Source organism: Thermococcus sp. PK, from assembly GCF_000430485.1.
In the GTDB taxonomy this organism is placed as follows: Archaea; Methanobacteriota_B; Thermococci; order Thermococcales; family Thermococcaceae; genus Thermococcus_A; species Thermococcus_A bergensis.
In genome coordinates this window covers 416,576-428,188 of the sequence record NZ_KE387149.1, presented here as the reverse complement: position 1 = coordinate 428,188, position 11,613 = coordinate 416,576, and the positions used below count along the sequence as shown (strand labels likewise).

The following is an 11,613-nucleotide window of genomic DNA, read 5'->3' as shown; positions in this document are numbered from 1 at the left end:
GGCTTTCCATTAGCTTTTCCTCGTCTTTTCTCTTCCTGTAACTCTTGTAGATTGAGGTGGCCATTTGACAGGCCGTGTGAATGTAATGGCTCGGAAGGTCTGGGTATTCCCTCCGGAGGCCCTTGTAAGTCTCCTTCTTCAGCCGGTAAAAGCTCGTGATGTTGTTTTCGAAAGCATAATCAAGGAGAAAATTGACAATATCAGAATAAAGGGTGAAGAGGTCTTCTAACCCTTCGGGTTCTGTTTTGAGCTTGAACTTTGCCGTGAGTTTAATCGTCTCTGAGGGCATTCTTTACCGCCTCGACGAGGCGTTTTTTCTTGTGAGAACGGGCACCATAGAGTTTTCCAGCAAAGGAAGTAACAATTGCTAACAAGTCCTCAACAAGTTCCTTTTCCGGCGTTTTCTCTTCATCATCAAAGATTACTTCAACCTCAACCCCGTGAGAGTTAAAGTATTGCTCAAGGTATTTGAATCCAAAGCGGGTGAGCCTGTCCTTGTAAGTTATCACGACTTTTGTTATTTCCCCGCTTTCAATGAGTTTGAAGAGCTGTTTTAACCCCTTCCTGTTCTCGTTCAGTCCTGAGGAAATGTCTGTTATGATTTTTGCAACTTGGTAGCCTTTTGATGCGCAGTAGTTCTTGAGGTATTCGACCTGTCTTTCAAGGTCTTCTTTCTGGTCTCTGCTTGATACTCTGGCGTAAATTACAACCTTGTCGGGGGTTTTGCCTTCGAGGAGTCTTTTAATCTCGCTTTCCGGGATGCGGTATTCTTTTCCAACCCTGTATGCTTTAATCTCGCCGGCTTTGATTTTTCTGAGGAGTGTCGGCTTGCTGATGCCAAGGAGCTGTGCCGCTTTTCCCGTCCTATAAAGCTTCATACTGCACACCCCTATTACAAACAATGACACAAAATATATAAACTTTACGATTTTAACCATTTAGAAAACAGCCCTTGAGAAGAGCTCCCTGAAGCTCAGCTTTCTCTCGAAGGACAGGATAACCTCGCTGGAGGAGCACGCCAACTATCTAAAGGCTTTTTACTGGGGGTTCGAGATGCTCAGGGCGAAGGGATACTCAAAAGATTCTCTCCTTTCATACCTGCAGAGCACGATAAAGCCGAGCTTCTTCCTTTTGGAGCACCTGAGCGGTGATGAACTCCCCCGGGCCCTCTACCTATACGACAACGGATGGAAAGTCGTTCCTCTAATCGAGAAGAGCATGAAGGGCGTTCTTCTTTCCCTGTTGCTGTACTTGGCAGAGAAGGCAGAAGGAAAAGAAAAAACCGAGCTTCTTGAGGCATATCGTCACTTAAGAGGGGTCCCCCTGAGCAAAGAGAAGATACTGTTCCTACTTAAAGGGTTGGAAAAAGAAAAGGGCATTAAGGTGGGAATTGAAATCTAGCCCTCAAAGAGCCACAGCACAGCGTTGGGGAATCTCCTTGCCCAGTAGTATTCGTTGTGTGCGGCACCTTCCTCTATAACTATCAGCAAATTGACCCCCTCTATATATCCTTTCTCCTTGAGAATCTCGAGCTTTTCATATATCTCCGCAGATGCGTTGGAGCCTTTTAGTTCCAAAGTGCCCCAGTCAATGTAAATCTTCTTTGGCCCAACGGTCGAGTTTTTAACAAACTCGTAAATCTCGGGATTAAACCAGAACGCGGGGCTCATGGCGCCAACGTACTTAAAAACCTCCGGATACTTAAAGCCCGCGTATAGTGAGATGAGCCCTCCCAATGAAGACCCCATTATGCCCGTTTCGTCTGGCAGAGTTCTGTAATGGGAGTCTATGTAAGGCTTCAGCGTTTCAACGATAAAACGGACGTAAGCGTCTCCTTCTCCACCCCTTTCGTATTCAGCATTTACCCATGGTGCATACTCGTCAATCCTTTTTTCTCCCCCGTTATCTATTCCGACAACAATTATTGCGAATCCTTTTTCCTCAAAAAGCCTCTCTAACGTCTCATCAACCTGCCATTCTCCTGCAAAGGACGTTGCCTGGTCCAAGAGATTTTGTCCATCGTGCATGTATAAAACGGGATATCTCCTATCGCTCTGATTGTAATCCGGCGGGAGATATACCCATATTCTCCTTTCCCTGTTACCAAGCTGAGGAATTTTCATTTTGAAAGTTATCACATTTCCTACTATTGTATGCGTTCCCATACCTACCTCCTCCACATAATCCCTCCAGTGATAAACCTTAAATTTGTACTCTCCCTCTTTTTCAACGACGAGAACTCTGTTAGGGATTTCTTCTCCGTTTTTACCTTTCTCTACGGTTTCCCAGGAACCTCTTGTAAATTTAAACTCGATTTTTCTTCCTTTAGGAAATTCCAGAGTGATTTCCCACTTTCCGTCTGCCCTCTTCTTGAGCCTATATCTTTCATCCCCCGGGTTCCAGCCGTTGAAGTTCCCAGCTATATAAATGGTATCTTCTTCCGGAGTATAGTCCGGAACTTCTACAACAAAAGTCACAGAGACTTCAGCGGATGTGGAAGATGTTTGGGATATAGTGGTGTTTATTGGAGCTGTAGTATAAGAAGGACTCTCTGTACTTGAAATCTTTTGGCCCTTTTCTATACACCCTGCAAAAAACAGTAAGCCCACTAATATCAAGCCCCATCTTTTCATTGGAATCCCAAAATGTCTTGTTTCTCATACTATTTTAAGTTTGCTGGGTACTCTCACATAGTGTTTAGGACAACCGAGCCTCTGAATATGTACTCCCTCTCTAGGGCTGTCCTGGCAGTATCACTGTCCAACCAAAAGAATATAAATCCCTCACGTTTAGTTCAAATCGATGAAGGCTATTGGAGTAATAAGACATTCACCAAATAAAAAGGCCAATAGGGAAGAGTTCGAGGAGCTCTTGAGGAGTGCGGGTTATGAAATCCTCGCAATAGTCGAACAGACCAGAGAGGAGCACCCAAAATACAACATAGGGCCCGGAAAGCTTCAGGAAATAAGAGAACTCATAAAAGAACTCAATCCGGATAGGGTAATCTTTGCAAACCCTCTCACACCCTCTCAGGCGTTTAACATAACGAAAGAGCTTAAAATTGACGTCATTGACAAGTGGCAGCTCGTTCTTGAGATATTCGAGAAGAGGGCACACTCAAAGGAAGCTAAGCTCCAGGTTGAACTGGCGAACCTCCAGTACGAACTGCCCCTTGTGAAAGAGGCCATCAGGAGGATTAAGCTCGGAGACAGAGCTGGTTTCAAGGGTATGGGTGAGTATCAGACCCAGCAATACCTTAAACACATCCGCTACAGGATGGGAAAGATAAGGAAAGAGCTCGAAAAAGTCAAAGCTGATAGGGAGGTAAAAAGAAAAAGGAGAGAGGAAGTGGGCTTTGTACTTGTTGCCCTAGCGGGTTACACAAACGCTGGAAAGTCAACCCTTCTAAACGCTCTGGCCGATGAGGACATAGAGGCAAAGACCCAGATGTTCACAACCCTCGACACCACAACAAGAAGATTTGCAATAAACGGGAGGAAAGCTCTAATAACCGACACCGTTGGGTTTATAGACGACCTCCCACCGTTTATAGTTGAAGCGTTTCACTCTACCCTTGAAGAGATCGTGAAAGCAGATATTCTTCTCCTCGTTTTAGACTCTAGCGAACCATGGAGAGAGATAAAGAGGAAGTTTTTGGCATCAATAGGGGTGCTGAAAGAGCTCAAAGCTCTTGACAAGCCAATTATAATTGCCCTAAACAAAAAAGACCTTACGAGCGAAGAAGATATTTTGGACAAAAAGAAGGCAATTGAGGAGCTAATCAACAGAAAGGGAATAACCATAAGCAGGATTGTCTCCATCTCCGCAAAGCACAAGGAGCTAGAAGAGCTGTACAGCGCTCTTGAGGATGTGATGTTCACGCTTCCAAAGTACAGGCTCTTTGAGATTCTGGTCAAGGAAAAAGAAAAAGTCCCCAAGGTAATGGCCCTGATAAATTCCATCGGGGAAATCCTGGATGTAAAATACGGCGAAACAACGAGAATTTCAGCCTATATCCAAGTAGGCATGATAAAAAGCCTCACAAAAATGGGAGTAGAGCTGAGGCACCCAAGCTGACTACTCTATAGGCACGCCGTCTTTTGTTCTCGGAGCCAGCCATTTCATGAGCCTCTGCGGGTCTTTTGTCCGTATTATTATCGTTATTGGGCCAAGGGGTGATTCTTCGTTAAAGTTGACCTTGCCGGCATATGCAACCTGCTTGTGCACCTTTATTATTATCTCTTCTCCGAAGTAGCCCTCTTCTAGCATTGCCCTTGCCGTATCAAGGATTTGCTGCCCCCTGAAGAGCTCATAAAGTCTCTGAAGTGCTTTTTTGTCTTTCGTTCTCCCCACCAAAAGGATGTAGTCTCCTTTGTCAAACGCCTCAAACTCGAGGGGTGACACTAGGTTAAGCATGGCCCTCTTGACCTTCTCGATATCCTCTGTAGGATAAACGTAAGCTTCAACCTCAACTTCCTCAAACATCTCGCTCACCGATGATTAGTTATGAAGAGTGTTTTTGAACTTTTCCCAAATTCACCGAAAGCATTTTATTGCAGTAAAAGTTATCTAAATTGGTGAAAAACATGGAAAGAATCAAGGCCATCAAAAAATATTTGGAAGAGAATGGAGTCGAGGCTGCTTTAATAACAAGCGCCCCAAATCTCTTTTACTTCACAAACGCCGCGCCATTGGTCGGTGGCTACCTGGTAGTGACCCCGGATGAAGAGACCCTGCTCGTCCCTGAACTCGAGTACGAGCAGGCAAAAGAAGAGGCAAGGGTTAACGTTGAGAAGTTCAAGAAGATGGACGAGCTCTATGAATCCCTCAAGCGCTTTAAGTCGCTCGCAGTGGAGGGCACAATGAGCATTTCCTTCCAAAACACATTAAAGGAAAAAGCTGAGGTTAAAGAATTCAAGCTTTTGGATGATGTGATAAAGGAGCTCAGAATGATAAAGAGCGAAGAGGAAATAAAGGTCATTGAAGACGCATGCAGACTTGCTGACATAGGAGTTATGACCGCCATAGAGGAGATAAGCGAAGGGAAGCGCGAGAGGGAAATTGCCGCCAAGGTCGAATATGCAATGAAAATGGAAGGTGCCGAGAAGCCTGCCTTCGATACGATAATCGCAAGCGGCTACCGCTCCGCCCTGCCCCACGGAGTCGCAAGCGACAAGAGAATAGAGAGAGGAGACCTCGTTGTCATGGATCTCGGAGCCCTATATAGGCACTACAACTCCGACATAACGAGGACAATAGTTGTGGGTACTCCAAATGAGAAGCAGAAGGAGATCTATGAGATAGTCCTTGAGGCCCAGAAGAAAGCCGTTGAAGAGGCAAAACCTGGAATGACCGCAAAAGAACTCGACAGCGTTGCGAGAAAGATAATAGAGGAGTACGGCTACGGAGACAAGTTCATACACTCCCTCGGACACGGCATAGGGCTTCAGGTTCACGAGTGGCCCAGAGTTTCCCAGCTGGATGAAACCGTGCTGAAAGAGGGAATGGTGGTTACGATAGAGCCGGGAATATATATTCCAAAGTTCGGCGGCGTTAGAATAGAAGACACCATTGTTATAACAAAGAACGGTGCAAAAAGATTAACAAAAACAGACAGAGAGCTTATTTGAGCCTTGATGGGGTTTTGAATTTTTCTTTTTATTCTACGACTTCCCCCATGAGGTATGTCGAGGTTGCCTTTGTGACCTTTACCCTCACGAATTCACCAATGGGGGCATCGGGAAGTATTATATCCTTATAGTTCATTGTCCTTCCTTCTATTCCGCCTTTTTCTCCTGCAGAGTGTGTCAGAACTTCCACTTCTCTGCCTACGTATCTTTTGTTTATCTCGTAGCTTATTGCCAGCCTTAGTCTGTGCAGATAGCGGGAGCGCTCCTTTACCTTCCAACCCACTATTTGCTCCTTCATCTTTGCCGCTAAGGTTCCAGGCCTCGGTGAGAAACGTGAAACGTTTATCTTGTCTGGTCTTACCCTTTCAATCAGTTCCACCGTATTCTGAAAGGCCTCTTCGCTCTCCCCGGGGAAGCCGACTATTATGTCCGTGTTTAGGTTTAAGTCCTTGATGTGCTTTCTGAATTCTTTGACTATCTCCTCAAATTCCTCAACTGTATAAGTCCTCCCCATTTTCCTTAAGATTTCATTGTCGCCGCTCTGCACAGGCAAATGAAGGAACTTGTATATTTTCTCATCCTTGTAAACCTCTACAAGCTCATCAAGTATTTTGATTGCATTGTTGGGGTTCATCATGCCGACCCTTATCCTAAAATCGCCCTCTATTGCCGTAATTTCATCCAAAAGCTTTGCCAGGTTCGTGCCTATGTCAAACCCATAGCAGCCGGTATCTTCGCTTGAGAGCTGAATCTCCTTGTATCCTTTAGATATAGCTTCCTTAACCCATTTTACAATGAGCTCGGGTTTATAGCTCTTCAGCACTCCCCTCGCGAACCTCGTTGCACAGTAGGTGCAGGCATTCAGGCAGCCCTCGCTTATTGGAACTACAAAAGCAACTCCCCCCTTCCACACTCTTGGGAGTTCAAGTTTGTCGATAGCTCTCTCGTTCCACCCTTCAACACTGATTAACCTTTCTCCTCTCTCCGCTAACTGTATGGCCTCGACGATTCTATCTATGCTCTTAACCCCGAGAATAGCAGAGACCCTCTCATCTATTGCATTGGGATTAACATGTGGCAAACAGCCGGTGACTATGACCTTTTTTCCACTATCAATGAGCTCTTTAATCCTTCTGCTCATGTGCTTCTCCGTCGGGTCTTTGACGGCACAGGTGTTCACAACAACATACTCCGCACTATCCAAGTCCGCTATTTCATAACCCGCTTTGAGCAGCAGGGCTTCCATAATCTCTGCATCTGCCTTGTTCCTCGTGCACCCGTAAGTTTCTATGTGAACCCTCATCGCAATCCAATTCCTTGGAGCATTTAAAAAGATATGGTTGAAGGTGAGTATTTAAACTTCGAAGAGAATAAGAAATGATGCAAGATGAAAGTGTGCATAGTCTACGACTCCAGACACGGAACGACGGAAAAGGTCGCAAAGGCCGTAAAAGAAGCCATTGAAAGATATGCAAGTGTAGAGGTCAAGAGGGTAAGTGAAGTAACAACCCTTGAAGGCTGTGAGCTCGTTATCGTGGGGACTCCAATTTACTATGAAAAACCCCTAAAAAGCATTCTTGAGTTCTTAGAGAAACATTCCAGTGAGCTTAAGGGGAAAAAGGTGGCAATTTTTGTCGTCTGCTTTGCGGTTGCATTTGGAAGCCTCGTCGGATGGCATATTCAAAACCACTACATAAAACCCTTAAAGGAGAGAATTCACGGGGAAATCGTTGATACTCTCGTGTTAAGGGGTGGCATTGGGAATATTGGAGAGAAAGAGATAGAGAAGGCAAAGAGATGGGCGTTGAAGCTTTTAGATTTTTGACCTCCTATACAGAAGCCATAAAATAAACCCTACCAAGCTCACAAAGGCTACCGCGCCGATTGCGGTTATCAATATGTTGGTATACATTGCGAGAATTCTTATGAGGGTGCTGAGGAACAGCGCTGCAATGGCAAGACCTACGATCAGAATGAGAGTCCCAAGCTCTTCCAGTATTCTCATAGTCATCACCCAATGCTAAAAGGTATCTCAGCTTCCTCTCCTTTCTCAAGTTTGTGAAGTTCTTTTCTGTAGGCTTCTAGGGGTTTGTCCTCTTTTTTCAAGAAGCGCGCAAAGGTCAGAGGCTCTTTCTCAACCTGGGCAAAAAATTCGGGGTATCTTTTATCTCTAACCACGTGGTGATCTAAGATAATTTCTGCGTTCGTTTCTCTTATTATCTCGTTGAGGTTCTTGAGCCCTGTGTTCCAAGCTTCCTTAACCCGATACCCTTCTAAATATAGAGGTGGGCCTCCTGTGATTAGTACGTCCGGCATCTGCCTGATTATCCACTCTTTCGAGGCTTTGTTTAAAAGCTGAATGTCGCTTGCGTGAATAACCCTTTTCTTCCCATCGTCTACCATAACCATCACGACAAAGCCGAGCTTCGAGCCCTCACTCCCATGTGGAACAGCTGGAGAAAACTCGATTATGAAATCGCCAAAGTCAAAGAACTTTCCGTCAGCATACTCAATTTTTTTCGCTATTTTTTCTGCCTTCTTAAGAAAAGCCCAAGCCCTTTTTCGCTGGCTGAAGTTTATGTTTTCTGTGGGATGTTTTATGAGGAGTGTTTTTCCACTGTAAAGTTCCTTCGCTTTTTCCGGAGAAGAACTTTCGTAAATTCCCTCAAAGAACGGCGTATGGTGGTCGTAGTGATAGTGGGAAATTGTTATTATCTGGGCTTTTTTTGAATAACGCTGTATCTCTTCCCTTGTCCTTTGCAGGGCCTCCATCTCTATCTTGGCCGGAGGAAGAGAATAGCGTTTTGGTCCCAAAGCCGCTCCGGGGTCAATAAGAATACCGACTTTTCCAATCTCTAAGAACGTTGCAAGGCTTCTCACTCCAAGGCTTTCGGAAGCGAGTGGAATGATTTTCATGTGGCCACCTAGAGTTCTACGCCTCCAAATTTCTTAAACTTAACTTTGAGGTTATACCTTATACCTAACAACTTAGAAGTTTTAACTAAAAATGCGCTTTAGGATTGCGAGCTGGCGTTTGTCCCATGCATCCTCTTTGATAACTACAAGCAGCACTCCCCCATTTATCAACGCAAAGTCCTTTAGTGTAGCCAGAAACTTTACAGTGGATTCAAAGCCATTGTACATTGCTAAATACTCCAAGCAATCGATTATCACAACACCTTCGAGACCCTTTTTCTTTGCTTCTCTGAAGTACTCGCTTATTGTCTGAGCTACGTAGGCAAGATTTGTAGGGAAGAGCCTACCTTCTTGCTCCTCAGTGCTTAAATAATAAGCATTCCATTTTTCTGGGATGTTTAAGCTCCTAACGAATGCTAACACCGGGTAATCTTTGAGATCTTCCTTTATTTGCTCGTACTCTTCAGGGCTTATGAGCTTAGCACCGGGTTCCAGAACAATCTTCAGCTCTATGGGCTCCTCGAAGAACAGAAATTCTTTGGAAGTTACGAGGTTTATCATAAGAAGTGCCATGCCTACAGAGAGAGCAGTGCCAATGAATATCCATACAAACCTAAGGCTGGGAAAACTCAGCCTTACGGGGTAGAGAATAACAAAGATTCCAAATGTAATTGTCACAACGCTGAGGTAAAATATGTTCCCTTTCTTTTTACCTATTGCCAGGAATACAAAGCCAGAAAATAGGAAGAATATTCCTGAGAGAACGACAAACGGCACCTCGATAGAGGAAAAGCTATAAGAAAGCCCTAAATGAGTTAAGAATATCCCATAAAGGGCAAAGATTGGAGGTATAATTCCTATTAATTCTGGCCTTATTGATGTTTTAATATCCCCATACTCTTTGAGATACACTAGGGCCCCATATATCAAAGTCCCTGAGAAGAAAGAATAAAAGAGTGCAACCCCCTCTTTATTTCCGGTATAAAAGGCCACCTGCATCAGTATGAAAAACACCCATGCAGCTGACCAAAAAAGGAGCGCTTTTATCCTGTGCTCCAAATATGTGTGAAAGAGCACTCCAAAGGTTCCAGTGGCAACGAATATGCTAAAGACATGAATAAATTTTGCTAGATAGCTTTCATCCATAATAGCTCACCACATTTGAGATCATATTGTCAATTGTAGGAAATAATTAAAAAAATTATGGTCAGAAGGGAAAAAGATTTTTAATTCCATTTTCTCTGGATATTATCGAGGGCCCGTAGCTTAGTCTGGATAGAGCGTCGCCCTCCGGAGGCGAAGGTCGCGGGTTCAAATCCCGCCGGGCCCGCCATAACAGCCCTTACCTGCGTAAGCGCTGGCGGAATGTTGAGTGCTTTTCTAAGGATTTACAACTAAATGAACAGGGTTTCTTGTTTACATGCTCTTTTATGAGGGTTTCACTCGGGAAAGCGTCCTGTAGACGCTAAAATTGGATTGAAACCTGATTGAAAGTGCGTATTTAGGAAGTGAACCCCTCTAAAAGTGCTTTTGAGCAGTGCACAACTGGTTTTTGCCTGTTATTAAGAAGGGAACTCTTTTGGTCAAACTTTTTCCAAAAGTTTGCTTGCCTGCGCGAAGTTTGATCAAGGTTCGTGGTTCCTTTTACCTTGCCCTTCTACTAGGGATTTTCATTCTAAAAAGTCCTCTAGGCTGGAATTTCACTACAGCAATAAAGAATTTGATGATACCCCTCCACAGAATAAGAATATAAAAATGAAAAGAACGTGATCTGGAAATTCAAGAAGCTCCCAAAAGCACGTCCCTCCTTTGTCTCCGGGAATGGCTCATTTCCTTGAGCTTTACTCTTGCAATTCTTTCTATGTCTCTCAGCTTGGGGGACTCCCACGGAGCCACAAAGGTTACAGCTTTTCCTTTCTTGCCTTCCCTTCCGGTTCTGCCGATTCTGTGAACATACGCCTCAGGATTCTGGGGAACTGAATAGTTTACCACATGCGTTAAATCCTTAACATCTATCCCTCGGGCCGCAACGTCCGTTGCAACCAGGACTTTGGTCTTGCCCCTTCTAAAGCGCTCCAAAATCCTTTCCCTCCCCTTTTGAGGAATGTCGCCATTCAGAGCCTCCGCTTTGTATCCTTTAGCCCTAAGCTCGGCTGCAAGTTCTCTTGTCTCCTTTTTCGTCTGGCAGAACACGATTCCATAGAAGTTTTCGTCATCAAGAATCCTGCACAGAAGCTTGAACTTGTTCCTTGGATGCACTTCGAGATAGTACTGCTCAACTTGCTCGGGAGCAAGGCTTTTCTCTTGAATCCGTATGACCTCGTAGTCTTTTAGGTATCTCCTTGCCAGGCGAAGTATCTCTCTTGGAATGGTCGCAGAAAACATCAAAACTCTCCTTTCCTCGTTTGTATGCCTCAAAATCCTTTCAATGTCCTCTATAAAGCCCATATCTAACATTCTGTCGGCCTCATCCAGTATGAAGCACTTCACACCAGTAAGTGAAAGCGTGCCTCTCTCTATGTGGCCTATTATCCTTCCAGGAGTGCCAATAACTATGTGGGTCCCTTTCCTTAGATTTTTGATTTGAGGCCCTATAGGCTGACCCCCATAGACTGGAAGAACATAGATTCTCTTTTCTCCTCTCAGAGACCTTATTTCATCCGCAACCTGGATTGCAAGCTCCCTTGTTGGAGTTATAACTATCGCCTGCACATCCTTTATATCCTCCTCTATGAGCTCTATCAAGGGAAGGGCAAATGCAGCTGTTTTACCGGTACCGGTTTGTGATTGCCCGATTATGTCTTTATTTCCTTCCAGAAGCCTTGGAATGACTTCCCGTTGAATGTCGGTTGGCCTTTTAAAGCCTTTTCTTCGTATGGCATTTAAACTGCTTTCTGATAGTCCTAACTTTTCAAAACTCATGTTTAACCCTAGTTCCCACCACCTGTGAAGTTGTATAATCTGTCCAGATTCACGGCCAGAATCGCCCCTAAAATCCTGACAACCAACCCCCTCAAACTAACACTCCTGCTCGGCCTCAGAAGAAACTCAGAAAACTTCGAAAACA

General features: G+C 44.5%; 12 protein-coding genes, 1 tRNA gene and 2 pseudogenes. 5 read left to right on the top strand and 10 right to left on the bottom strand.

What is annotated here, in order from left to right; genetic code table 11:
• A pseudogene (locus THEPK_RS04225) lies at window positions 1-289 on the bottom strand (RNA-guided endonuclease InsQ/TnpB family protein); the annotation flags it as partial.
• Window positions 270-878 (bottom strand): IS607 family transposase, encoded by a 609-nt coding sequence (locus THEPK_RS04220; RefSeq protein ID WP_042698708.1) that lies wholly within the window; start codon window positions 876-878, stop codon window positions 270-272. The pseudogene THEPK_RS04225 and the gene THEPK_RS04220, both read right to left, overlap by 20 nt.
• A 175-nt stretch (window positions 879-1,053) precedes the next feature.
• Here THEPK_RS04220 and THEPK_RS04215 point away from each other — a divergent pair, with 175 nt between their 5' ends.
• Complete coding sequence (locus tag THEPK_RS04215) at window positions 1,054-1,401, top strand: hypothetical protein (RefSeq protein WP_198011287.1); 348 nt, start codon at window positions 1,054-1,056, stop codon at window positions 1,399-1,401.
• On the opposite strand, the gene THEPK_RS04210 is transcribed toward THEPK_RS04215, so the two are convergent.
• Complete coding sequence (locus THEPK_RS04210) at window positions 1,398-2,477, bottom strand: alpha/beta hydrolase (protein ID WP_232194530.1); 1,080 nt, start codon at window positions 2,475-2,477, stop codon at window positions 1,398-1,400. The genes THEPK_RS04215 and THEPK_RS04210 overlap by 4 nt on opposite strands.
• A 325-nt stretch (window positions 2,478-2,802) precedes the next feature.
• Between THEPK_RS04210 and hflX the strand changes: the two genes are divergently transcribed.
• On the top strand, window positions 2,803-4,077 hold the full coding sequence (gene hflX / locus THEPK_RS04205) for a GTPase HflX (RefSeq protein WP_042698702.1): 1,275 nt from the start codon (window positions 2,803-2,805) through the stop codon (window positions 4,075-4,077).
• On the opposite strand, the gene THEPK_RS04200 is transcribed toward hflX, so the two are convergent.
• Entirely contained in the window at window positions 4,078-4,485 is a 408-nt protein-coding gene (locus THEPK_RS04200; RefSeq protein WP_042698700.1) for an RNA-binding domain-containing protein, read from the bottom strand.
• A 101-nt stretch (window positions 4,486-4,586) separates the two neighbouring features.
• Between THEPK_RS04200 and pepQ the strand changes: the two genes are divergently transcribed.
• A complete protein-coding gene (gene pepQ / locus THEPK_RS04195) occupies window positions 4,587-5,630 on the top strand; it encodes a Xaa-Pro dipeptidase PepQ (RefSeq protein ID WP_042698698.1) in 1,044 nt (347 codons plus the stop codon).
• Window positions 5,631-5,658: 28 nt separating this feature from the next.
• Here the strand turns inward: pepQ and THEPK_RS04190 are convergent, their stop codons facing one another.
• On the bottom strand, window positions 5,659-6,933 hold the full coding sequence (locus tag THEPK_RS04190) for a tRNA (N(6)-L-threonylcarbamoyladenosine(37)-C(2))-methylthiotransferase (RefSeq protein WP_042698695.1): 1,275 nt from the start codon (window positions 6,931-6,933) through the stop codon (window positions 5,659-5,661).
• Window positions 6,934-7,017: 84 nt separating this feature from the next.
• On the opposite strand from THEPK_RS04190, the gene THEPK_RS04185 reads away from it, so the two are divergent.
• A complete protein-coding gene (locus THEPK_RS04185; protein ID WP_042698693.1) occupies window positions 7,018-7,455 on the top strand; it encodes a flavodoxin domain-containing protein in 438 nt (145 codons plus the stop codon).
• Here THEPK_RS04185 and THEPK_RS04180 read toward each other — a convergent pair.
• The 3 genes from THEPK_RS04180 to THEPK_RS04170 form a co-directional block, all read right to left on the bottom strand.
• On the bottom strand, window positions 7,444-7,635 hold the full coding sequence (locus THEPK_RS04180) for a hypothetical protein (RefSeq protein WP_042698690.1): 192 nt from the start codon (window positions 7,633-7,635) through the stop codon (window positions 7,444-7,446). The two genes, THEPK_RS04185 and THEPK_RS04180, sit on opposite strands and share 12 nt — an antisense overlap.
• Before the next feature lie 5 nt (window positions 7,636-7,640).
• The gene (locus THEPK_RS04175) at window positions 7,641-8,546 is read right to left on the bottom strand and encodes an MBL fold metallo-hydrolase (protein ID WP_042698687.1); all 906 of its coding nucleotides are present in this window, start codon (window positions 8,544-8,546) and stop codon (window positions 7,641-7,643) included.
• A gap of 81 nt (window positions 8,547-8,627) precedes the next feature.
• On the bottom strand, window positions 8,628-9,692 hold the full coding sequence (locus THEPK_RS04170; RefSeq protein WP_042698684.1) for a DUF835 domain-containing protein: 1,065 nt from the start codon (window positions 9,690-9,692) through the stop codon (window positions 8,628-8,630).
• Between the two features lie 109 nt (window positions 9,693-9,801).
• Here THEPK_RS04170 and THEPK_RS04165 point away from each other — a divergent pair.
• Window positions 9,802-9,879, top strand: a tRNA-Arg gene (locus THEPK_RS04165).
• Window positions 9,880-10,325: 446 nt separating this feature from the next.
• Here the strand turns inward: THEPK_RS04165 and THEPK_RS04160 are convergent.
• Entirely contained in the window at window positions 10,326-11,468 is a 1,143-nt protein-coding gene (locus tag THEPK_RS04160) for a DEAD/DEAH box helicase (protein ID WP_052315886.1), read from the bottom strand.
• 8 nt (window positions 11,469-11,476) lie between these two features.
• Window positions 11,477-11,613, bottom strand: a pseudogene (locus THEPK_RS12995) (IS982 family transposase); the annotation flags it as partial.

Excerpts from the sequence above, each read along its gene's own strand:
- THEPK_RS04220 (WP_042698708.1), bottom strand. The coding sequence starts at position 878 with ATGAAGCTTTATAGGACGGGAAAAGCGGCACAGCTCCTTGGCATCAGC.
- THEPK_RS04215 (WP_198011287.1), top strand. The coding sequence starts at position 1,054 with ATGCTCAGGGCGAAGGGATACTCAAAAGATTCTCTCCTTTCATACCTG.
- hflX (WP_042698702.1), top strand. The coding sequence starts at position 2,803 with ATGAAGGCTATTGGAGTAATAAGACATTCACCAAATAAAAAGGCCAAT.
- THEPK_RS04200 (WP_042698700.1), bottom strand. The coding sequence starts at position 4,485 with ATGTTTGAGGAAGTTGAGGTTGAAGCTTACGTTTATCCTACAGAGGAT.
- pepQ (WP_042698698.1), top strand. The coding sequence starts at position 4,587 with ATGGAAAGAATCAAGGCCATCAAAAAATATTTGGAAGAGAATGGAGTC.
- THEPK_RS04190 (WP_042698695.1), bottom strand. The coding sequence starts at position 6,933 with ATGAGGGTTCACATAGAAACTTACGGGTGCACGAGGAACAAGGCAGAT.
- THEPK_RS04185 (WP_042698693.1), top strand. The coding sequence starts at position 7,018 with ATGAAAGTGTGCATAGTCTACGACTCCAGACACGGAACGACGGAAAAG.
- THEPK_RS04180 (WP_042698690.1), bottom strand. The coding sequence starts at position 7,635 with ATGAGAATACTGGAAGAGCTTGGGACTCTCATTCTGATCGTAGGTCTT.
- THEPK_RS04175 (WP_042698687.1), bottom strand. The coding sequence starts at position 8,546 with ATGAAAATCATTCCACTCGCTTCCGAAAGCCTTGGAGTGAGAAGCCTT.
- THEPK_RS04170 (WP_042698684.1), bottom strand. The coding sequence starts at position 9,692 with ATGGATGAAAGCTATCTAGCAAAATTTATTCATGTCTTTAGCATATTC.
- THEPK_RS04160 (WP_052315886.1), bottom strand. The coding sequence starts at position 11,468 with ATGAGTTTTGAAAAGTTAGGACTATCAGAAAGCAGTTTAAATGCCATA.